We start from the raw sequence: 20,267 nt of genomic DNA on the forward strand, positions 1-20,267 counted from the left end.
CCGTGAAAGAGAGAACGGCGGGGCCCGCGCTCCTCCTGCTGCCCGCGCTGGTCGCGCTCGGTGTCTTCTTCCTCTACCCGCTGGTGTCGATGCTGGTCAGCGCCTTCACCGACCCCGAGCCAGGGCTGGGCAACTTCGCCTGGTTCTTCGGTGAACAGGCGAACCTGCAGGTGCTCGGCAGGACGTTCGGCACCGCGTTCTGGGTGACGCTGGTCGCGCTGGCGCTGTCCTACCCCTACGCCTACGCGATGACGATCGCGGGGGCGAAGGCCAGGGCGGTCCTGACGCTCCTGGTGCTGGTGCCGTTCTGGACCAGCCTCATGGTGCGCACGTTCGCGTGGGTGATCCTCCTCCAGGACACCGGCGTGATCAACAAGATGCTCGGCGTGCTCGGGATGGGGCCCTTCAGCCTCATCCGCACCCAGACCGGCGTGGTCATCGGCATGGTGCAGCTGCTGATGCCGTTCATGGTGCTGCCGCTGTACGCGGTGATGAGCGGCATCGACAGGCGGCTGCTGCCCGCGGCCACCAGCCTCGGCGCCCACCCGGTCAAGGCGTTCCTCAAGGTGTACGTGCCGCTGTCGCTGCCCGGCGTCTCCGCCGGGTGCCTGACGGTGTTCATCAGCGCGCTCGGGTTCTACGTCACCCCCGCGCTGCTGGGCTCGCCGACCGACGCGCTGATCTCGCAGCAGATCTTCACTCAGGTGAATGGCCTGCTCAAGTGGGGTCGCGGCGGCGCGATGGGCGTCGTGCTGCTCGGGCTGACGCTCGCCATGATCGCGCTGCTGGCGCTGACGCTGCGCCGTACCGGAAGGAAGGTGACAGGATGAGGGCCCGCGGGCTGCTCTGGGCCTTCTGCTCGCTGATCGGCGTGTGGCTGGTCGCGCCCGCGCTGATCGTGGTGCCGCTGAGCTTCACCGACAAGCCGTCACTGAAGTTCCCCCCTGACGGCTACTCCACCCGGTGGTACGCCAACTTCTTCGGCGACTCGGCGTGGATGTCGGCGCTCGGCACCTCCGTGCAGGTGGCGCTGCTGGTCACGGTCGTGGCCACCGTCCTCGGCACGGCGGCCGCGCTCGGCCTGACCAGGGCGAAGATCAGAGGTCTCGCCGTGGCCCAGGGCTCCTTGCTGGCGCCGATGATCGTGCCCGGCGTCGTGCTCGCCATCGGCACCTACGCGGTGTTCCTCAAGCTCCAGCTCGTGGGCACCCTCGTGGGCTTCGTCATGGCGCACACCGTGCTGGCCCTGCCGTTCGTCATCATCCCGGTCACGGCCTCGCTGCGCGGCTTCGACAGGCGGCTGGAGGACGCGGCCGCCAGCCTCGGAGCGAGCAGGTGGACCGCCTTCCGTAGCGTGACGCTTCCCCTCGTGGCCCCCGGCGTGGCCTCCGGGGCGCTGTTCGCCTTCGTGACCAGCTTCGACGAGGTGGTCGTCTCGCTGTTCATCCAAAGTCCGTATCTGCAGACCCTGCCGGTGAAGATGTACGCCAGCGTCACCCGTGAGACCGATCCGACCATCGCGGCCGCGGCCACCATGATCATCGTGCTCACCACGACGCTCGTCCTCGTCGCCACCTTCTTCGTCGCCAGGAGGACCCGTGCCAAGTAGCATCCAGCTCACCGGCCTCACCAAGACCTACCACGACTTCGTCGCCGTCGACGACGTGTCGCTGTCGATCGAGCCTGGCGAGTTCATGACGCTGCTCGGGCCCAGCGGCTCGGGCAAGACCACGACGCTCAACATCATCGCCGGGTTCGTCAGGCAGACCAGCGGTGAGCTGACCGTCGACGGCACCTCCATCGGCTCCACCCCGCCGCACAAGCGCGACATGGGCATGGTCTTCCAGCACTACGCCCTCTTCCCGCACATGACGGTCGCGGAGAACATCGCCTTCCCGCTCAAGCAGCGCAAGGTGCCCAAGGCCAAGCGCGCCGAGATGGTGGAGGCGGCGCTGGCGACCGTCCACCTCGGCGACTTCGGCCACCGCTACCCGCGCGAGCTGTCCGGCGGCCAGCAGCAGCGCGTCGCCGTCGCCCGCGCGATCGTCTACAACCCCCGCGTGCTGCTGATGGACGAGCCGCTCGGCGCGCTCGACAAGAAGCTGCGCGACTGGCTCCAGCTGGAGATCAAGCGCATCCACGCCGAGCTCGGCACCACGTTCGTCTACGTGACGCACGACCAGGACGAGGCACTGGTGCTGTCCGACAGGATCGCGGTGTTCAACAAGGGCCGTATCGAGCAGGTCGGACCCGCCGCCGAGCTCTACGAGCGGCCGAAGACGTTGTTCGTGGCCAAGTTCCTGGGCGAGTCGACGGTCCTGCGCGGGCCCGTCTCCGACCACGGTATCGGGGTGTGCGCGCGCCACCTGCACGTCCAGGGCGGCATCGACGCCAAGGACGGCGCCCTGGTGGTGCGGCCCGAGCGGCTGGCCGTCCGCAAGCCAGGACACGAGGCCGAGCCTGGATGGAACGCCCTGCCCGGCACCGTCACCGGCGAGATCTACCTGGGCTCCAGCCGTAAGCTGGAGCTGCAGCTGCCGGACGGCTCTCCCGCGCTGGTCCGCGAGCAGGCCGGCGGCCTGAGCGAGGCCCGTGTGGGCGACGAGGTGACGCTGACCTGGCGCGTCGCCGACTCCGTCCTCCTACCCGACGAAAGCGACGCGGAGGCTGTGCTCACGTGAACGTCACCAAGGACTTCGCCAACGGAGGAGTCTCCTTCTGGTACCGGCAGATCGGCATCCCCGACCGCAGGGCGGCGCTGCCGGGCTCGCGCGACTACGACGTCGCCATCGTGGGCGGCGGCTACACAGGCCTGTGGACCGCCTACTACCTGAAGAAGGCCCAGCCCGACCTGCGGATCGCGATCCTGGAGAAGGAGTTCGCCGGGTTCGGCGCCTCGGGACGCAACGGCGGATGGCTGTCGGCCGAGTTCGCGGGCTCGCGCGAGCGCCACGCCAAGGCGCGCGGCCGCCAGGCGATGATCGACCTGCAGCACGCCATGTTCACCTCGGTCGACGAGGTCATCCGCGTCGCCGGCGAGGAGGGCATCGACGCCGACATCCACAAGGGCGGGCTCATCCACACCGCCACCAACCCGGCCCAGCGCCGCCGCCTGCACGAGGAGCTCGACGAGCTGCGCGCGTGGGGGTACGGCGAGCAGGACCTGCGCCTGCTCGAGCGCGACGAGCGCGAGTCGCGCCTGCGCGTGGCCGGGGCGCTCGACGCCACCTTCAGCCCGCACTGCGCCCGCATCCAGCCGGCCAAGCTGGCCGTGGGCCTGGCCAGGGTCGTCGCCGCGCTCGGCGTCGACATCTTCGAGGGCACCACGGTCACCGCGATCAAGCCCAGGCAGGCGATCACCACCAGGGGGGTGGTGAAGGCGGAGTACGTCATCCGCGCCACCGAGGGCTTCACCGCGGGCATCGAGGGGCAGCGCCGCCAGTGGCTGCCGATGAACAGCTCGATGATCGTCACCGAGCCGCTGCCCGCCGACGTGTGGAAGCACCTGGGCTGGGAGGACCGCGAGCTGCTGGGCGACGAGGCGCACGCCTACATCTACGCCCAGCGCACCGCCGACGACCGCATCGCCATCGGCGGGCGCGGCGTGCCGTACCGCTACGGCTCGCGCACCGACGACCGCGGCGCCACCCAGCGCTGGACCGTCGAGTCGCTGTGGCGGATGCTGGTCAAGCTCTTCCCCGCCGCGGCGGACGCGCGCATCCAGCACTCCTGGTGCGGCGTGCTCGGCGTGCCGCGCGACTGGTGCTCGACCGTCCACCTGGACCACGAGACGGGCCTCGGCTGGGCCGGCGGCTACGTCGGCAGCGGCGTCACCACCACCAACCTGGCCGGGCGCACGCTGCGCGACCTGGTGCTGCGCCAGGACACCGAACTCACCTCGCTGCCGTGGGTGGGCCGCCAGGTCCGCCAGTGGGAGCCCGAGCCGCTGCGCTACGCCGGCGTGCAGCTCATCTACACGCTGTTCCGCGCCGCGGACCGGCGCGAGAACGACAGGGGTACCACCACCTCCGGGTACGCCCGCCTGGCCAACCTGATTGCGGGGCGCTGATGACGCATCTGACCGACGCCGTGACCGTGACGCTTCCTCCCGCCGTCCCCAAGCCCACCAGCCTGACCAGGCAGCGAGAGTCGACGCTGGAGCTGTGGCGTGACGGCGGCGCGGAGGCGGGTGTGTGGGAGTGCGAGCCCGGCACCTTCACCGCCGTGCGTGACGGCTTCCACGAGATCTGCCAGATCCTGACCGGCAGGGCCACGCTGACCGCCGAGGACGGCGAGGTGACCGAGCTCGGCCCCGGCTCGACCGTGGTGCTGCGGGACGGCTGGAAGGGCACGTGGGTGGTGCACGAGACGATGCGTAAGACCTACATCACAATTGACACAAATCCTACCTGATTAGTAGATTACCGGACGGCCCGTCGCGATGACGGGCCGTCTTCTTCGGTAAATTCCCTGCTTTTCCTACTTGGATATGTGATATGAGTAAGCGCATCGCCCTTGCCCTCGCCGCCCTCCTTGCCGTCTCCGCCTGCGGGTCGAACGGATCAGGCGACACCGCGGGAGGTGCCACCGCGGGAGGTGCCACCGCCAACCCGTACAAGCTCCTGCAGCCCGGGATCGTCAGGACGGGGACACTGACCGACGCGCCCCCGAACGTGTTCCTCAAGGACGGCAAGTTCACCGGCTTCGACAACGACCTGTTCTCCGCGGTCGCGGCCAAGGCGGGCCTGAAGGTCGAGTTCGTCGGCACCGACTTCTCCGCGCTCCTGTCCCAGGTGGCCACGCACAAGTTCGACGTGGGCAGCTCCTCCATCACGATCACCGAGGCCCGCAAGAAGACCGTCGCCTTCACCAACGGCTACGACTTCGGCTACTTCGGCCTCGACGTGCCCTCCGACTCGGCGATCAAGTCCTTCGACGAGCTCAAGGGCAAGCGGGTGGTCGTCGTCCAGGGCACCGTCCAGGACGACTACGCCACCCAGCAGGGCCTCGACCCCGTCCGGGTGCCCGACTACAACGGCGCGGTCAACCAGCTCAAGGCCGGCACCGCCGACGCCTGGATCTCCCCCGCCGAGATCGGCGAGACCAGCGCCAAGGAGAGCGACGGCGCGATCGTGCTCGCCGCCAAGCAGCTCAGCCCCTCGCCGACGGCCTTCGCGGTCGCGCAGGACAAGCCCGAACTGCTGGCCGCGCTGAACAAGGCGCTGGACGAGGTCATCGCCGACGGCACGTGGAAGAAGCTGCAGGACCAGTACTACCCCGGCCGCCCGATTCCCGCGGACTTCAAGCCGGGTAGCGCGGGCGCCAAGTAAATGGACTGGTTGTCGACGCTGTGGCGGATGTTCTTCGACTGGGAGTCCATGCGCGAGGCGCTGCCCGACATGCTCACCGTCGGGCTGCCCAACACGCTGATCCTGGCCGGCCTCTCCGCCGTGCTCGGCACGGTCCTCGGCATGCTGCTGGCCATGGCGGGCATCGCCAGGGCCAGATGGCTCAGGTGGCCCGCGCGCGTCTACACCGACGTCTTCCGCGGGCTGCCCGCCGTGGTGACCATCCTGCTCATCGGGGTCGGGCTCGCGCCGCTCGGCATGCAGGTCTGGGGGCCCAACCCGTATCCGCTGGGCATCCTCGCGCTCTCCCTGATCGCCGCCGCCTACATCGGTGAGATCTTCAGGTCGGGCATCCAGAGCGTCGAGAGCGGCCAGTTGGAGGCCGCCCGCGCGCTGGGGTTCTCCCGCGGCGCCGCGCTGCGCATGGTGATCATCCCCCAGGGCGTACGGCGGGTGCTGCCGGCGCTGGTCAACCAGGTCATCGCGCTCGTCAAGGAGTCGAGCCTGGTCTACTTCCTCGGCCTGCTGGCCACCCAGCGCGAGCTGTTCAGGATCGGGCAGGACGCGGCGGCCAACACCGGCAACGAGTCCGCGCTGGTGCTGGCCGGGCTGTTCTACCTGCTGCTCACCGTGCCGCTCACGCACCTGGTCAACCACATCGACAGGCGGCTGCGGGCCGCACCGAAGGAGGCGAGGGCATGAGCGGCGTCGTCACCCGCGACATCCACCTGTCCTTCGGCGCCACGCCCGTCCTGCGCGGCGTGGACCTCGACGTCGAGCACGGGCACACGGCCTGCGTGATCGGTCCCTCCGGCTCGGGTAAGTCGACGTTCCTGCGCACGATCAACCGGCTGCTCGAACCCTCCAGGGGCGACGTCCTGCTGGACGGGCGGAGCGTGCTGGGGGAGGACCCCGACCGGCTGCGGCGCCGGATCGGGATGGTGTTCCAGCAGTTCAACCTGTTCCCGCACATGAGCATCCTGCGTAACCTCACGCTGCCGCTGCGCAGGATCAGAGGCGTGTCCGCCGACGAGGCCGAGGCGATCGCCAGGCGCCAGCTCGACCTCGTCGGCCTGGCGGGCAAGGCCGACGCCAGGCCCGGCCACCTGTCCGGCGGCCAGCAGCAGCGGGCCGCCATCGCCAGGGCGCTGGCGATGGAGCCGCAGGTGATGCTCTTCGACGAGGCCACCTCGGCGCTGGACCCCGAACTGGTCAAGGGCGTGCTCGGGCTGATGGCCGACCTGGCCGGGGAGGGGATGACCATGGTGGTCGTCACCCACGAGATGGGCTTCGCCCGCGAGGCGGCCGACACCGTGGTCTTCCTCGACGAGGGGGTGTCGGTCGAGGCGGGGCCGCCGTCGCAGATCTTCGAGGCGCCGGTCAGCCCCAGGCTCAAGCAGTTCCTGTCCGACGTGCTGTGAGCGTGGCGCCCGGCGGTACCCGCTGGGTGAGCCCGCAGGCCGTCCAGGTGTAGGTGAGGTGTCGCGACAGGTTGGTGAGCGTGGTGGTGCCGCCCTCGTGGTGGACCGCCACGCTGCCGCCGCCGACGGGGATGCCGGAGACGGACAGCCAGTCGACGCCCGAGGGCAGGGAGGGCTCCGTGACGATCGCGTCGCCGTGCGGCCGCATGCCCAGCAGGCCCTCGACCACCTGGCTGACCAGCGTGAACGACACCTCCGGGTAGTCGCCGTTGCGCCCGCCCGCCACGTGCTCCCCTTCACGGGAGGCGAAGATCTCTCTCATCCACCGCCAGGCCGTCTCGGTCCTGCCGTGGCGGAAGAACGTGTCCGGCAGGTACGTCCACGCCTCCACGTTGTGCGGCCTGCCGGGCCCGCGGGTCTGGGCGTCGATGTGGTCCAGGAGGTCCTCGTCGGCGGTGAGCCGCTTGAGCGCGGGGAACCAGCTGCTCTCCATGCCCCAGCCCGTGACGGGCGTGCCGTCCCTGGTGAAGCCGCGCGCCCCCTTCCACTCGGAGGCGAAGCGGCGGCGCAGGTCGAGAGCCCGCCGCTCGTACGCGTCGCCGTCCAGGCCGCGCGCCCTGGACAGCTCGGCCATCGCGAGGAAGGCGGCGTACTGCGCGGCGACGCCGTCACCGGCCACCGCCAGCGGCTCGCCGTCCTGCTCGTTGTAGGTGGCGGTGCCGTCGAAGATGCCCGTCCCCATGGCGGTCGGGGGCAGGTCGACCGCCCGCCGGTAGTAGTCCCACAGGACGGGGTCGTCCACGTACGAGCGGTCACCCGTCCACCGGTAGGCGGCGGCGCCCGCCTCCACCAGCTCGTAGACCGCGGGCGCCTCCCTGACGAACGCATCGGGGCTGCGGTAGTCGATCGACAGGTACGAGCCGTCGAAGTTGAAGGCCCACACGGGACGGTGGCCGTGCTCCTCGGTGGCCGACGCGGCGAAGCAGCGCAGCATCGCCAGGTTGGCCGCGTGGAGGCCGAGCAGGTGGGCGCCGGGGAGCTGGTGGACGAAGTCGCGCAGGTAGAAGCCGCTGCGGTGCGCGTAGCCCGCCCAGTACGAGGGCAGGTAGGCGCCCTCGCCTGTGCCGTGCGGCTGCCGCTCGTCGACGTTGAGCGGGCCGCGCGACCCGGCGGGGTGCGCCCAGCGCAGCGCCCTGTCGCGCGCCCACTCGAACATCGCCACCAGCTCCTCGCTGGAGGAGTCGATACGCATGAAGGGTTCCGATCGCGAGGCCCTCACGGGCCGAGACTGGGGCGGATCACCAGCTCGCCTGGGAGCAGGAGGCCCGCCTGGGGATTGACGCCGTCCTCGACGATGCGCACCAGCCGGCTGACCAGCGCCTCGGCGATACGGCGGAGCGGCAGCCGCACGGTGGTCAGGGCCGGCTGCAGGAACGCGGTGATGGGCAGGTCGTCGAAGGCGACGAGGGCCAGGTCGGCGCCGATCTCCACGCCCTCGGCCCTGGCGGCGGCGTACACGCCGAGCGCCAGCCAGTCGCCCGCCGCCACGATCGCGGTCGGGCGGGCGCGGCTCGCGAGCAGTTCGCGGGTGGCGGCGACGATCTCGCCCGGCTCGTCGCCCCGCACGGAGAACTCCTGTCCGGCCAGGCTGTGGCGGCGCACGCCCGCGAGGAACCCGTCGCGCCGGTCGTCCATCCACGGCTGCCCGCTCGACGAGGCGAGGAAGGCGACCTTGCGGTGCCCTCGGGCGGCCAGCAGGCCCACCAGCTCGGTCACCGCCTGGACGCTGTCGACGTCCACCCACGACTGCGGGTGCTCGGGTTCCGTGCGCCCGAAGGCGGCGAAGGGGAAGCCCTCGGCGGCCAGATGGGCGACGCGGGGGTCGTCGCGCAGTATGTCGGACAGCAGGAAGCCGTCCACTGTGCGGGCGGCGATCAGCTCGTCGAGCGCCTGCTCGTGGGTCTGGCCTGGGCGCGGCCTGACCAGCAGGATCCGGTAGCCGGCCTCGCCCGCCGCCGCCACGACCGCCTCGAGGAACCCGCCCATCAAGGGGTTGGGATTGGCTGGATCGTCCACCGGCGTCGGGTAGGCGATGATCCGCCTGGTGCCCGACTTCAGGCTGCGCGCCGACTGGTCGGGCCGGTAGCCGAGCTCCTCGATCAGCGCCGTCACCCGCTCCAGCGTCTCGGCCTTCAGCCGGTGCGGGGCGTTGAGCGCGTTGGAGATCGTCTGACGGGACACGCCGGCCGCGCGCGCGACGTCCTCGATGGTGAGCCCGCGCTCGCGCGGCCGACGTGCCGTCACTTCAGTCTCTCCTCAGCTTGAGCAGGCCGCCTGTGGGCACCTCGACCATGCTCGCTCCCGCGTCGAACCGGAGCCTGCCGGCCCAGACGAGCGTCCCTCCGCAGTCGAGGGCCTCGGCTTGTGCCTCGCCCTCGCCGTAGAGGACCACGCGGGGGTCGGGGTCGGCGTTGGCGATGAGCACCTCGCCCGTGCCCGGCACGTCCACGGCGAGGGGAGCGTAGCGGGCGATGATCGTGGTCTGCCCATCGTAGGCCCGCACGAGCGGATAGCCGTGTTCAGGCTGCGAGGGCTCCAGCACGCCCAACTGGAGCGTGTCGAGGTGGCGGCGGAAGACGCCGAGCCAGAACTCGATGGCGGCCAGCTGGTCGGGCCGCTGGGCCGCCAGGTCGACCGACACCTGCGGCACCGAGAACAGCGCGTTGATCAGGTGCACCGCCACCTGCTCGGCGGGCTCGTCGGGGTGCCAGAGGATCATGTCCGAGTGCACGGCGAGCGGTCCCGCGGTCAGCCGCAGGTCGATCGTGCGCTGCCGGTTCTCCTGCGGGCTGAGGGGGCAGTCGGCCGCTCGCACCATGTTCGCGTACGGCCACAGCCCGGGGCTCGTGTACGGCTGGCGGTGCTCGATCAGCACCTCGGGCCTGGTACGGCGCAGCCGGGCGTCGAGATCGTGCAGCAGCCGCCGCACCCCCTCGTCGACCGCCGCGCAGTCGGCGCCTTCGGAGGGAGCCGGATCGCCGCCCGGCGTGGCGAACCGGTCCACGAAGTCGATCTTCAGGCCGTCCATGCCCCAGAGCTCGACCGCCTGGGCGAGCTTGTCGATGAGGAACGCGCGCACCTCGGGGTGACGCGGGTCGAGCACCGCCGCGTCCATGTGGTCGAGGTAGCGCAGGAACCTGCCGTCGAAGCGTTCGAAGGCCCCGTTGTGCTTGCCGACGAACGGCAGGGCGTACCACAGCAGGTAGGCCATGTCGTTGCCCTGAACCTTGCGCACATGGCTCACGATGTCGGGGAACGCCTCCTGGTTGGGCTCCCAGTCGCCGCAGAAGGCGTACCCGCGGGCCCGGTCGGCGGTCTGCCAGCCGTCGTCCACGATGATCGTGTCGCAGCCGAGCCGCTTCGACAGCCTGGCCTGCAGCTCCACCGACTCGGCCGTGACCTCCTGGTGCATGCTGTACCAGGTGGAGTAGACCGGCAGCCTGGCCTGGCGCGGAGTCGGCGGCAGCTCGCGGCCCGCCTGCCACCACTCGGCCACGCCCGCCAGGGCCGCGGAGTACAGCCGGTCCGACAGGTCGAGCCTGATGCGCAGCCCGTCGCCCTGCAGGGTGAAGACGAACTCGCCGGTCTCCTCGATCAGCCCCCCGGTGAAGCTCACCGGTGCCACCGACTCGGCCAGCGCCGCCGTGCACACGTTGGTGCCCGCCGTACCGACCAGGCTCACCACGGGCGCGCCCACGGTCAGCCTGGCCGACATCGGCGCGTTCCAGATCGGCGGCACCCAGCGGGTGCCGCTGCCCGGCGTCCAGAAGGCGGCGGTCTTCACGCACGGCACCTTCCACTGCGCCGCCGTCGCCTCGGGCGCGTCGATCAGCCAGACGCCCTCGGCGACCGGCGTCACCGTGACGCCGGTGGTCCCCGCGACCGCCACCTCGACCTCGCCCGCGTGGACCACGGTCGTCTCGTCGAGCGCGTGCGGCTCCCAGATCTGCATGTCTATCCCTTCGTGGCACCGGCCAGCAGGCCGGAGATGAACTGTCGCTGGAGAACGAGGAAGAGGATCATCATGGGCAGCGAGGAGATCGCCGTGCCCACCATGACCTGGCCGAAGTCGGTCCTGGCCAGCCCCTGCAGCGTGGCCAGCGCGACGGGCAGCGTGTACATCTCGGGCGTGCGCAGCGCGATCAGCGGCCACAGGAAGTCGTTCCACGCGCCGAGGAACAGGAAGACCGCCAGCGCGGCCAGCACGGGGCGCATCACCGGGATCACCACCCGCCACAGCACCCGCAGCTCGCCGGCGCCGTCCACCCGCGCCGCGTCCAGCAGTTCGTCGGGTACGGCCAGCAGTGACTGCCGCATCAGGAAGATGCCGAACGGTACCGACAGGCTCGGCAGGATCAGCGCCGGATAGCTGTCGATCAGCCCGATGTCGTTCATCATCTCGAAGATCGGGATGATGGTGACGCCGCCGGGGATGACGAGCGTCGACAGCAGCAGCACGAAGAACAGGTTGCGGCCCCTGAAGGTGAACTTGGCGAAGGCGTAGCCCGCCAGCAGCGACACCACGATCGCGCCCGCGGTCTGCACGACCGCCACGTACAGCGTGTTGCCCAGCACCTGCATGAGGCCGATCGACTCCTCCAGCTTGGCCGTGTTCGCGGCCAGCTGGTCGCCGGGGTAGAACTTCGGCGGCCAGGAGAAGATCTCGGCGTTGCCGTGCGTGGCGGCCATCGCCAGCCAGTAGAACGGGCCGACGCACAGCCCGAACACCACGGCCAGCGTGAAAGTCAGCGTCCAGCCCTTCATTTCTTCTGCAACCTCATCTGTGCGATGCCGAACACGGCCACGATCAACGTCAGGGCGTAGGCGATCGCCGCCGCGTAACCGAAGTCGAAGTAGCGGAAGCCGTTCTGGTACAGGTAAAGCGAGATCGTCAGTGTGGAGTTGTCGGGCCCGCCGCCGGTCAGCACGAACGGCTCGTCGAACAGCTGCAGCGTCCCGATCGTCGACAGCACGATGGTCAGCGCGAGGATCGGCCGCAGCTGCGGCACCGTGATCGACCAGAACCTGCGGACCGCGCCGGCGCCGTCGACCATCGCCGCCTCGTACAGCTCCTTGGGGATGCTCTGCAGGCCGGCCAGGTAGATCACCGCGTTGTAGCCGGTGTAGTGCCAGGTCAGCGCGATGACGATGGCGATGCGCGCCCAGAAGGGGCTGCCCAGCCAGTCGATCGGCGTCACGCCGAAGAGGCTGAGCATCCAGTTGAGCAGGCCCGAGTCCTTGCGCAGGATCACCGAGAACATCACGCCGTAGGCGACCAGGCCCGTCAGGCTCGGCATGAACACGCCGAGCCGCCACAGGCCGCGCAGCCGTAGGGAGGGGGAGTTGAGGCCGAGCGCCAGCAGCAGCGCGAGCAGCAGCATGATCGGCACTTGGACGACCAGGATGAGCCCCGTGTTCCAGAGCGAGGTCCAGAACAGCGGGTCGTTCACCAACCGCACGTAGTTGTCGAGCCCGACGAAGCTGCGGGCCGCGCCCGCGCCGGTGGTCAGGCTGATGTACATCGCGGCGAGGATCGGATAGGCCTTGAAGACCAGGAAGCCGAGCAGCGCGGGCATGATCAGCAGGTAGGGGATGTTCCGCCTGGTGACGTACGACCGCCTGGTCCGCGCCCGCTCCCGCGGCCTGGACAGGGTGAGCGTCATCCGGCCAGCTTCCTGTTCGTCTGCTGGGACAGCAGCGTGGCGGCCTCGGTCAGCGCGGCGGCCGGGTCGGCGCCCTTGAGCAGCACCTTCGTCTGCGCGTCACTGGCGATCTTCAGAGCTCTGGCATAGTCGCCGGAGTAGTAGGTGGCGTCGGCGCCCTCGGTGAGCGCGTCGACGAACGTCTTGAGCGCGGGCTGGTCGCCGAAGTACGGCTGGGGCGCGGTGAACCTCGGGTCGGCGTAGGCCGCGGTCAGCGCGGGGAAGACGCCGCCCTCCTTGAACACCTTGTTGATCACTTCGGGCTTGGTCAGCGCGTACTCCACGAACTTGTACGCCTCCTTCTGGTGCGGGCTGGTGCCCGACACCGCCAGGTGCGTGGAGTTGACGATCGCGGCGCGCTTGCCGCCGGGCGTCACGGCGGGCGGCTGCATCACGCGCCACAGGCCCTTCTGCTCCGGGCGCATCTCGGGGATGTAGCTGACCGCCCACGCCGCCCACGGCAGCACGGCCAGCTTGCCGCCGCTGATGAGCTGCTTGGCCGTGCCCTCGCCCGAGGTGTCGGCGACGATGCCGGCGTCGTTCATCTTCTTGAGTAGCGTCATGGCCTGGACGGCGGGCGCGGAGGCGAGCGTGACCTCGCCCTCCTTGTTGAAGTAGAAGGCGCCCTGCTGCTGGAGCAGCGCCTGGTAGAAGTCCATGTCCACGCCGTTGGCGGCCGGCTTGTTGAGGCCGATGAGGAAGGCGCCGGTCTTCTCCTTGAGCTTCTTGCCTGCCTCGATCGCCTCGTCCCACGTGGTGATCTTCTCGGGGTCGACGCCGGCCTTGTCGAACAGGTCCTTGCGGTAGAAGAAGCCGACCGGGTTGACCTCCCACGGCATCGCGTAGACGCCGCCGTCCTTGCCCGTCACGGTCGGCCACAGGCCCTTGGCGAAGGCGTCCTTGTGGGAGTCGGCGCCCAGCTTGCGCAGGTCGGCCAGGCCGCCGGGGAACTTGTCCATGTAGCCGGGCAGGTAGTCGATGCCGATGTGCAGCACGTCGCCCAGGCCCTTGCCGCCCGCGGCCATGCCGATGGTGATCTTGTCCCAGATGGCGGGGTTGCCGACCGCCTGGACGGTGACCTTGATGTTCGGGTTGGCCTTCTCGAAGTCCTTGGCGACGGCGGCCAGGCCGTCGGAGGCGGGCTTCCACGACCAGACGGTGATCTTGACGGGGCCCGTCTGCTCCGGTTCCCCTGCGGTGCCGCAGGCCGCGGTGAGAGCGCCGGTGAGGAGGACGGCGAGGGCCGCGCGACGGTTGATCATTTCGTTCCTTTCGGGGGGTCAGGGCCTGCGTGCGGTACGCAGCCCCTCGGCCAGGCGATCCACGGCCTGGCTCGGGGTGGTGGCATGGGGGGACAGCCGGATCCAGCGGCCGCGCAGGGTGGTGGCGAGCCCCGCTTTCGCGAGGGCGGCGTGGACGTCCACCGGGTCGTGCCCGGGCAGGCGGAGGCAGGCGATGCCGCCGCGCTCGGCGGGGATGAGTTCGTCGTGCGGGATCTCCGCGCCGGCGGCTCTGGCGGTGTCGAGCAGGGCGCCGAGCGTGTCGGCGATCTTCGCGGCGATCGTCTCGACGCCCACGGCGGTGACGAGGTCGAGGGCGGTGCCGAGGGAGCTGACGGCCGGATAGTCGGGGTTGGTCATGGCGTGCGCGTTCGCCCCGTCGAGCGGCTCGCGCGGATGGTCGTCAGCCGCCAGGGGGTCGCGGACGCCAGGCCACCCGCCGAGGCCGGGGAACAGCAGGTGGGCGACACGGTCACGGACCAGGAGGAGAGCCGCGCCCCATCCCGCCCTGAGCCATTTCTGGCCGCCGGAGGCGAGCACGTCGGCGGCCTCGAGCTCCAGCGGGACCGCGCCGAGACCCTGGATGGCGTCCACGACCAGGACCCTGTCCGGCCCGAGGACCTCCTTGAGCGCGCCGAGCGGCGGCCTGTGGCCGGTCAGGGCGTCCACGGCGCTGACCGTGAGGGCCCTGACGTCGGGGGTCAGGTGCGCGGCGACGTTCTCGGGGGTCACCCGGGGGGCGTCGATCCAGCGCACCCGCAGGCCTCCGCGGTCCTGGAACCGCAGCCACGGGTAGACGTTCGCGGGGAACTCGCCGCGCCGCACCAGCACCACGCCCTCGTCGCCCTCGTTCCCGCCCTCGCCGGTGGTGCAGGGACGGAAGGCGGCCGCGGTCGCGAACAGGGCGTGGCTGGTGGAGGTGGCGAAGCCGACCTCGTGCGGCGCGGCTCCCAGGAACAGGGCCGCGCCCGCGCGGACCGCCTCGGCCCGTGCCGACAGCACCTCCACCACCTGCTCGCCCCTGCTCAGGCGTGCCGCCTCGACGAGCGTCATGGCGACGTCGTGCGAGATCGGCCCGACTCTGGCGAAGTCGACGTAGCCGGGAAGCTCGTCGAATCGCGCCAGGTAGCGGGCGAGTTGAACGTTCATATCGTCTACTCGCCGCATGAGGGGCTCCAGGGGGGTGGGGGAGGTATGAACGTTCATATTAGGGTAAATCGGGCGCGCCGGGAAGACCCCCGGCGCGCCCGATCGTGCGGGTCAGTACTCGGTGGTCAGCGTGACGCCGCTGAAGTCCGTCACGCCGTACAGGCTGACGTAGTTCCAGCTGTTCGGCGTGACGTCGGCCACCAGGCTCTCCGAGGTGCCGGGCCCCGTGGATCCGGCGTCATGAGAAGTGCGGGTCGCCCATCCCGCCCGCCTGACGTACAGGTCGGCGTTGCCCGTGCCGCCCGAGGAGGTGACCTTGAGCCTGGTCACGCCCGCCGGGATCCACAGGTAGAAGTAGGCGTAGTTCTGGTTGGTGTGCCCGATGCCGGTGCGCCTGCAGTCCTCGCCCATGAGGCGCGGGTCGGCGCCGGTGCAGTCGGGCAGGGTGGACGGCTCGGCGCACGCGCCCGCCGCGCACGCGGTCAGCCACGTCCTCCAGTCGGTCTCGTGGTCGAGCGAGCGCAGCATCGCGCCCGCCGCGCTCCAGTTCCCCGTCCTGTAGTGACCGAGCAGCGTGGCGACCTCGGCCCGCTGCCGCTCGAACATGTAGCGGACGGCGAGGTAGCCCCAGACGTAGATCCGGTTCTCGCCCTGGCCGTAGGCGGTGTCGAAGAGGTCGCGCAGCGTGTGGCTGTGCTTGCCCGCCTCGGTGTAGGCGGTGGTGTTGGGCAGGCCGCGGTAGGACCACGACACGTACTCGGCCAGGCCCTCGTTCCACCACACGACGGGCGTGGTCGGCGCGCCGAAGTTCCCGTACAGGTCGAAGCGGCCGTCGAGGTAGTGCGTGTACTCGTGGTTGAGGTTCCACACCGCGAAGTCGGGGCGCTCCCACGTCGCCTCGTAGGCGATGAAGCGCGCCTGGTTGCCCGCCGCGGCCGGGTCGCCTTCCAGGTACATGCCGCCGTTGTTGGTGTCGATGCCGTAGATCGGGCCCGCGTAGGTCCGGTAGTCGGCGCTGGAGTCGAAGACGACCACCTCCAGCGTGGTGTTGCCGTCGTCGGCGACGGGTCTGCCGCCGGAGTCGACCAGGTTGTGGAAGAAGGCGTCCTGGCCGGCCAGGCTCGCGCAGGTCGTGGCGAACTGCGCCGCGGTCATCTCCTGCGCCAGGATGCGAAGGGTCGGTCCGCAGGTGTGGGTGAGCGGCAGGGCCACCGCCTTCAGCCTGGCGGGAAGGTCGCACACGTCGTAGAAGGCGCAGTCAGCGGGAACGCTGTCGAAGGTGACGTCCGCGATGCCGATCCACAGCGGAGCGGTCCTGCCGGTCATCGAGTACTCCACCAGCATGGCCTTCACCATCGGCTTGACGGTCGGGACCAGCTCCGGGTGGGTGAGGAACCTGGCCAGCTCCCGCCCGGCGTTGACGGTCATGAAGGCGGAGTCGGTGCCGAGCAGGTCGAGATGGTCGGCGGCGAAGGCCTTCAGGGAGTGGAGCAGGCCGTTGTCGGCGGCGACGGCGGCGACGAAGTCGGGCCTCCAATGGCCGCGGAAGATCGTGTTGAACGCCTCGTAGACCGCGTTCCGCATCCACCACGAGGCGTTGTGGGCGCTGTCGTAGGAGTCGAGCAGGCGCTTCATGACCGGGATGTAGCGGGCGTTCTCTCCCGAGCTCGCGGTCAGGATGACCGCCTCGGTGAGCACCTCTCCGTTGGCGTCGGAGACGGTCCTGGAGGCCGGCGCGGCGAAGAAGGCGTCGAGTCCCGCCCGTACCGGCACCTGCAGGCTCTCGGTGTACGGCCCGACCGCGTCCTCGTTGTACCACTGCACGTAGTAGCCGGCGCGCAGGTAGAGCACGATTTGCTCGACGGAGGTGGAGTTGTCGCCGGGGTAGGAGGGCGCGGCGCCGCGCAGGGCGTCCGCCACGGTGATCATCTGCGATTCCCTGAAGGCGCCGCGGGCGTCGGCGCCGGTCAGCGTGAACAGCGTGTTGACGCACGAGACCTGCGCCGCCTTGATCGCGGCCACGAGCGCGTCGCCCGTCCTGGTGGTGAAGTCGGTGACGTCGCAGGCCGCCGCCTTGGCGGAGCGCGCGGAGGGGCGCGGGCGCGTGCGCTCTGTCGCGGCGGGATCGTCGTAGTCGCGCCTGCTCTCCTTCCGGGGTTCGGCGAGCGGCGGAAGCTCGGTGGCGGGCAGCGGCTCGGCCTGCCGGTGCGGGCGGGCGGCCGAGTCGTCTCCGGCGGGCGGCGGCCGGTCGCCCGACGGGGCCCGGCCCGACGTCGCCGCGGCCTGCGCGGGGCCCGCGGCGTCCGTGGGGCTCACGGCGTTCGCGGCTGCGGTGGGACTTCCTGTGCGCGCGGCCGGTTCGGAGGTTGAGGTGTGCGCGGCTGGTTCGGAGGTTGCGGTGCGTTCGGTCGTGGCGGCGACCGCGGAGGGCGGGGCCGCCGCGGATAACTCAAGGGAGGCGGCGTGGGAGGCAGGGGCGAGGCCGCCCGCTCCGAGGGTGAGCGTCAGGGCCACGACAGCCGCTTTCAGCAGGGACTTCGCGATTCTCATCGCTACTCCTGGGGGTGGAGCGCGGTAGGGCCGGGCCCCCGAACATCCGGCCGGCCGCGATGGGCTACGTGATGTGTAACATGTCACATCCTTTGCCGGGTGGCAAGACGGTATTATCTGAACGTTCATATGCGTCCGAGCTCGCGCTCGGCGACGACGTCGCGGCCGGCCTCGGCACGCGGGTCCAGATGGTCAGGCTCGCACTGCTGCTCACCGGCGACCTCGTCGCCCCCCTGTAATCCCCGGGACCGGACTGCCGGTCGGCGTCACGCTCTTGTCATCGAAGGCCGAGCGGGTCACGTGCGCCGTCTCATCGCGAGCATGACCCAGATCCCCCATGATGACGGCTGGTCACAGGCGGGCGGTCCACTCGTGGCTCGTGAGGACGTCGGCACCCCTGGCCGGGAAGACGCGGTTGATCAAGAAGTCGTGCACGTCCGGCTCCTCGTCGGCGCAGGCGTCGCTGAGCACGGTCACGCGATAGTCCCGATCGGCGGCGTCGTAGAGCGTGGCGGCGACCATCGCCCCGGTCGCAACACCGGTCAGCACGATCGAGTCGATGCGCTGGGCGCGCAGGAGCAGATCGAGGTCGGTCGCCGCGAACGCGCTGGCGCGGCGCTTGACGACGACGGACTCACCCGGCAACGGCTCGATGCGCGAGTGCACGAGCGTCTCGGGGGATTCTTCGTGGAACAGTGTCCCCGCCCCGTGCAGGGAGCTGATCAACTGGTTTCCCGATGACACATCAAGGCCCGAGGCCCGGACCCCGAAACGTATGAAGATCACCGGAATTCCGGAGGCTCTGGCCGCGGGGACAACCCTCTCCATGACGGGAAGCACGCCGGCGGCGAAGGGATAGTTGTCCACGATGCCGGCCTGCAGGTCGCCGACGATGAGCGCGGTGGTGGTCATACGCCTTCCTTGTCTGTACGGCGTGCCGTCGGCCATCCTCCACGGTGGCATCCTTGGCGTGGTTGTCGTCGATCAAGTACGACGATAGTGGGACAGATTCGCGTATGGGTCATTGGTTGCGGCGCATGGCGGCTTGGGCCGTAGGCCGCACTATCGGGCTCTATGTCCACCACGACCAGCCCCTGACTCGCTCACACCTCGATGGCGCGAGCTCAAGGCATCCCTGGTCGCACGGACTCGGGCGGAGGGCCTTGTAGATCATTGAGCGACTGGCGCCAAGCGGCTCGGCTCGGCCGCTGGGCGGACGTGCTTTCTCCGATCCGGGGGACGCCGTTTGTGAAGGGTGTCAGGGGGTCTTGGTGACCGGGGGCGGGGCCCAAGTGCCGTCTACGACGCTTTGCTCGGGCCAGTACATGCGCAGGATGAGGTTGAACCCTCCGGCCGGGGCAGGCAGCCAGTTGGGTTGCATGTCGGAGGGGGCGTCGTGCTGGATGTAGAGATCCACCGACCCGTCGGGATCGGCGGTGGGTTTCGCGACATGGCCGATCTCGTATCGGTTGATCGGATTGTCGACCAGGAAACCGGTGGGGTCGTACATCGTCAGCGACCAGAACGCGTTGGCCGGAGGCAACTGGCCGGCAGGGAAGTGGATGGTGTAGTTGTTCGCGCCGTTGAGCGGCTGGCCCTGGCCGTCGACGAAGGCGATCGGGTAGATGGCGTCTTGGGGCAGGTTCGCGCCGAGTCCTTGCCATGCGATGGCGGCGCGCCGCAGGTAGTCGGTGCCGTAGCTGCCCAGATTGGTGGCGACTTGCCAGCCGTTGACGTTCTCGCCTATCGCGGCGACGGCGGCCTTGATCTGCTCCTGGGCCGCGGGGACCGCTGCGTGCAGGGCCTGCGCGGTGGTCGAATCGACGGCGTTGATGTCGAATGGCTGTCCCGGCTGGATGTTCAGCTGGGCGAGTGTGACTGCCATGGGCTTGTCCGCGGCTGTCGGGGAGTCGGTCCGCATTGCGGCTGCCAGCTGGGAGAAGAACGTCTGGGCGTCCATCTGCTCGACCTGCCGGGGCGGTGACGCCATCGCGATGCCGGGATCGACTTTGCCGGCCGGGGGCGTGTAGGCGCCGCGCCCGTAGGCGCTGAGCGGCTGGAGGGTGTACTGATCCACGAGCTCCGCCACGGCGGGCAGGTCGGATGGGCCGTCGAGCTGGGTGCGGCCAATGATCCAGACAGTGTCGGTCGGGGATGTGAGCTGTTCGACGCCGTCTGGCAGGGTGCCGTTCCAGTTCGGGCCGGTGATGGCGAAGTCGCCCTCGCCGGTGCCGGTGGTCCGTGTCCCGGGTGAGGCGAACACGTTGGTCCAGGCGTCCAGCATGGGCATGAGGTAGTACCGGCCGCGGGTGTCGGGCAGGTGCAGCACCATGGGCTCCTGGGCCAGATCCAGCCACGCGGACGTGTAGAGCGTGTCGAGGTTGGGTGAGACGACCTGCTTGAAACCGGGGTCGGGGAGGGCGTTCGCCTTTGCGAACTGATTGACGGGCGCTCTAAGGGTGACGGGGTCGGGTTCCTCGACGTTGGTCAAGAAATGTCTGGTGGTCTCCATCAGCACCAGTGGATAGCCGTAGATGTATGCCTGGACGGCGTTCTGATGAACATCCTGGCTCGCGGCTTCCATGGCGCTCCTCCCGGAACGGGGCTTCAGGATCCTTCGACACACGTCGCCTATCAGTCTCTGGCTCTCGCCAGAGGGCAGAAAGCATCGATGCGTAAATATCGACCAAGAGATCGTTCACCCTGGCCCGTCTGGGGAGCGCTTAGGGCGGTACCGGTCCGTCGGGCGACAGTTGG

At 69.9% G+C, this 20,267-nt stretch carries 19 protein-coding genes; 9 read left to right on the top strand and 10 right to left on the bottom strand.

Going from position 1 to position 20,267, the window contains the following annotated elements; translation table 11 throughout:
• Positions 1–2 precede the first annotated feature (2 nt).
• The 8 genes from ACFSKW_RS19770 (at position 3) to ACFSKW_RS19805 (ending at position 6,769) form a co-directional block, all read left to right on the top strand.
• Positions 3–830, top strand: coding sequence for an ABC transporter permease (locus ACFSKW_RS19770; RefSeq protein WP_379573737.1), 828 nt, complete (start codon positions 3–5; stop codon positions 828–830).
• On the top strand, positions 827–1,609 hold the full coding sequence (locus tag ACFSKW_RS19775) for an ABC transporter permease (protein WP_379573738.1): 783 nt from the start codon (positions 827–829) through the stop codon (positions 1,607–1,609). Before ACFSKW_RS19770 ends, ACFSKW_RS19775 begins: the two co-directional genes overlap by 4 nt.
• Positions 1,599–2,681: an ABC transporter ATP-binding protein gene (locus ACFSKW_RS19780; protein ID WP_379573739.1), complete on the top strand. Its 1,083-nt coding sequence runs from the start codon at positions 1,599–1,601 to the stop codon at positions 2,679–2,681. The genes ACFSKW_RS19775 and ACFSKW_RS19780 overlap by 11 nt, the downstream gene beginning before the upstream one ends.
• Positions 2,678–4,069 carry an NAD(P)/FAD-dependent oxidoreductase gene (locus tag ACFSKW_RS19785; protein ID WP_379573740.1) on the top strand — a complete coding sequence of 464 codons (1,392 nt, stop codon included), beginning with the start codon at positions 2,678–2,680 and terminating at the stop codon, positions 4,067–4,069. The genes ACFSKW_RS19780 and ACFSKW_RS19785 overlap by 4 nt, the downstream gene beginning before the upstream one ends.
• A complete protein-coding gene (locus ACFSKW_RS19790) occupies positions 4,069–4,413 on the top strand; it encodes a cupin domain-containing protein (RefSeq protein WP_379573741.1) in 345 nt (114 codons plus the stop codon). The genes ACFSKW_RS19785 and ACFSKW_RS19790 overlap by 1 nt, the downstream gene beginning before the upstream one ends.
• An 83-nt stretch (positions 4,414–4,496) precedes the next feature.
• Positions 4,497–5,330 carry an ABC transporter substrate-binding protein gene (locus ACFSKW_RS19795; protein ID WP_379573742.1) on the top strand — a complete coding sequence of 278 codons (834 nt, stop codon included), beginning with the start codon at positions 4,497–4,499 and terminating at the stop codon, positions 5,328–5,330.
• On the top strand, positions 5,331–6,050 hold the full coding sequence (locus ACFSKW_RS19800) for an amino acid ABC transporter permease (RefSeq protein WP_379573743.1): 720 nt from the start codon (positions 5,331–5,333) through the stop codon (positions 6,048–6,050).
• Entirely contained in the window at positions 6,047–6,769 is a 723-nt protein-coding gene (locus ACFSKW_RS19805) for an amino acid ABC transporter ATP-binding protein (protein WP_379573744.1), read from the top strand. Before ACFSKW_RS19800 ends, ACFSKW_RS19805 begins: the two co-directional genes overlap by 4 nt.
• Here ACFSKW_RS19805 and ACFSKW_RS19810 read toward each other — a convergent pair.
• The 8 genes from ACFSKW_RS19810 to ACFSKW_RS19845 all read right to left on the bottom strand — a co-directional run bounded on the left by ACFSKW_RS19810 (position 6,741) and on the right by ACFSKW_RS19845 (position 17,510).
• Positions 6,741–8,021, bottom strand: a complete 1,281-nt coding sequence (locus tag ACFSKW_RS19810; RefSeq protein ID WP_379573745.1) for a glucosidase family protein — start codon at positions 8,019–8,021, stop codon at positions 6,741–6,743. The two genes, ACFSKW_RS19805 and ACFSKW_RS19810, sit on opposite strands and share 29 nt — an antisense overlap.
• A gap of 23 nt (positions 8,022–8,044) precedes the next feature.
• On the bottom strand, positions 8,045–9,073 hold the full coding sequence (locus tag ACFSKW_RS19815; protein ID WP_379573746.1) for a LacI family DNA-binding transcriptional regulator: 1,029 nt from the start codon (positions 9,071–9,073) through the stop codon (positions 8,045–8,047).
• Between the two features lies 1 nt (position 9,074).
• A complete protein-coding gene (locus ACFSKW_RS19820) occupies positions 9,075–10,781 on the bottom strand; it encodes a glycoside hydrolase family 36 protein (RefSeq protein WP_379573747.1) in 1,707 nt (568 codons plus the stop codon).
• A gap of 2 nt (positions 10,782–10,783) precedes the next feature.
• Positions 10,784–11,593 carry a carbohydrate ABC transporter permease gene (locus ACFSKW_RS19825; protein ID WP_379573748.1) on the bottom strand — a complete coding sequence of 270 codons (810 nt, stop codon included), beginning with the start codon at positions 11,591–11,593 and terminating at the stop codon, positions 10,784–10,786.
• Positions 11,590–12,492: a carbohydrate ABC transporter permease gene (locus ACFSKW_RS19830; protein ID WP_379573749.1), complete on the bottom strand. Its 903-nt coding sequence runs from the start codon at positions 12,490–12,492 to the stop codon at positions 11,590–11,592. The genes ACFSKW_RS19825 and ACFSKW_RS19830 overlap by 4 nt, the downstream gene beginning before the upstream one ends.
• Positions 12,489–13,793 (bottom strand): ABC transporter substrate-binding protein, encoded by a 1,305-nt coding sequence (locus ACFSKW_RS19835; RefSeq protein ID WP_379573750.1) that lies wholly within the window; start codon positions 13,791–13,793, stop codon positions 12,489–12,491. Before ACFSKW_RS19835 ends, ACFSKW_RS19830 begins: the two co-directional genes overlap by 4 nt.
• A gap of 18 nt (positions 13,794–13,811) precedes the next feature.
• Positions 13,812–14,960 (bottom strand): aminotransferase class V-fold PLP-dependent enzyme, encoded by a 1,149-nt coding sequence (locus ACFSKW_RS19840; RefSeq protein WP_379573751.1) that lies wholly within the window; start codon positions 14,958–14,960, stop codon positions 13,812–13,814.
• Between the two features lie 111 nt (positions 14,961–15,071).
• The gene (locus ACFSKW_RS19845) at positions 15,072–17,510 is read right to left on the bottom strand and encodes a M9 family metallopeptidase (protein ID WP_379573752.1); all 2,439 of its coding nucleotides are present in this window, start codon (positions 17,508–17,510) and stop codon (positions 15,072–15,074) included.
• 80 nt (positions 17,511–17,590) lie between these two features.
• Here ACFSKW_RS19845 and ACFSKW_RS19850 point away from each other — a divergent pair, with 80 nt between their 5' ends.
• Entirely contained in the window at positions 17,591–17,749 is a 159-nt protein-coding gene (locus ACFSKW_RS19850; RefSeq protein WP_379573753.1) for a hypothetical protein, read from the top strand.
• A gap of 112 nt (positions 17,750–17,861) precedes the next feature.
• Here the strand turns inward: ACFSKW_RS19850 and ACFSKW_RS19855 are convergent, their stop codons facing one another.
• Positions 17,862–18,422 carry a cysteine hydrolase family protein gene (locus ACFSKW_RS19855; protein WP_379573754.1) on the bottom strand — a complete coding sequence of 187 codons (561 nt, stop codon included), beginning with the start codon at positions 18,420–18,422 and terminating at the stop codon, positions 17,862–17,864.
• Positions 18,423–18,768: 346 nt separating this feature from the next.
• Positions 18,769–20,094: a DUF1254 domain-containing protein gene (locus tag ACFSKW_RS19860; RefSeq protein ID WP_379573755.1), complete on the bottom strand. Its 1,326-nt coding sequence runs from the start codon at positions 20,092–20,094 to the stop codon at positions 18,769–18,771.
• Positions 20,095–20,267 lie beyond the last annotated feature (173 nt).

Origin of the sequence: Nonomuraea mangrovi (genome assembly GCF_042681425.1) — a bacterium.
Lineage (GTDB): Bacteria > Actinomycetota > Actinomycetes > Streptosporangiales > Streptosporangiaceae > Nonomuraea > Nonomuraea mangrovi.

Bases quoted from the DNA above. Each gene is read 5' to 3' on its own strand.
- ACFSKW_RS19830 (WP_379573749.1), bottom strand. From the start codon at position 12,492: ATGACGCTCACCCTGTCCAGGCCGCGGGAGCGGGCGCGGACCAGGCGG.
- ACFSKW_RS19860 (WP_379573755.1), bottom strand. From the start codon at position 20,094: ATGGAAGCCGCGAGCCAGGATGTTCATCAGAACGCCGTCCAGGCATAC.
- ACFSKW_RS19800 (WP_379573743.1), top strand. From the start codon at position 5,331: ATGGACTGGTTGTCGACGCTGTGGCGGATGTTCTTCGACTGGGAGTCC.
- ACFSKW_RS19795 (WP_379573742.1), top strand. From the start codon at position 4,497: ATGAGTAAGCGCATCGCCCTTGCCCTCGCCGCCCTCCTTGCCGTCTCC.
- ACFSKW_RS19820 (WP_379573747.1), bottom strand. From the start codon at position 10,781: ATGCAGATCTGGGAGCCGCACGCGCTCGACGAGACGACCGTGGTCCAC.
- ACFSKW_RS19825 (WP_379573748.1), bottom strand. From the start codon at position 11,593: ATGAAGGGCTGGACGCTGACTTTCACGCTGGCCGTGGTGTTCGGGCTG.
- ACFSKW_RS19805 (WP_379573744.1), top strand. From the start codon at position 6,047: ATGAGCGGCGTCGTCACCCGCGACATCCACCTGTCCTTCGGCGCCACG.
- ACFSKW_RS19840 (WP_379573751.1), bottom strand. From the start codon at position 14,960: ATGAACGTTCAACTCGCCCGCTACCTGGCGCGATTCGACGAGCTTCCC.
- ACFSKW_RS19810 (WP_379573745.1), bottom strand. From the start codon at position 8,021: ATGCGTATCGACTCCTCCAGCGAGGAGCTGGTGGCGATGTTCGAGTGG.
- ACFSKW_RS19850 (WP_379573753.1), top strand. From the start codon at position 17,591: ATGTCACATCCTTTGCCGGGTGGCAAGACGGTATTATCTGAACGTTCA.
- ACFSKW_RS19855 (WP_379573754.1), bottom strand. From the start codon at position 18,422: ATGACCACCACCGCGCTCATCGTCGGCGACCTGCAGGCCGGCATCGTG.
- ACFSKW_RS19775 (WP_379573738.1), top strand. From the start codon at position 827: ATGAGGGCCCGCGGGCTGCTCTGGGCCTTCTGCTCGCTGATCGGCGTG.
- ACFSKW_RS19790 (WP_379573741.1), top strand. From the start codon at position 4,069: ATGACGCATCTGACCGACGCCGTGACCGTGACGCTTCCTCCCGCCGTC.
- ACFSKW_RS19835 (WP_379573750.1), bottom strand. From the start codon at position 13,793: ATGATCAACCGTCGCGCGGCCCTCGCCGTCCTCCTCACCGGCGCTCTC.
- ACFSKW_RS19845 (WP_379573752.1), bottom strand. From the start codon at position 17,510: ATGAGAATCGCGAAGTCCCTGCTGAAAGCGGCTGTCGTGGCCCTGACG.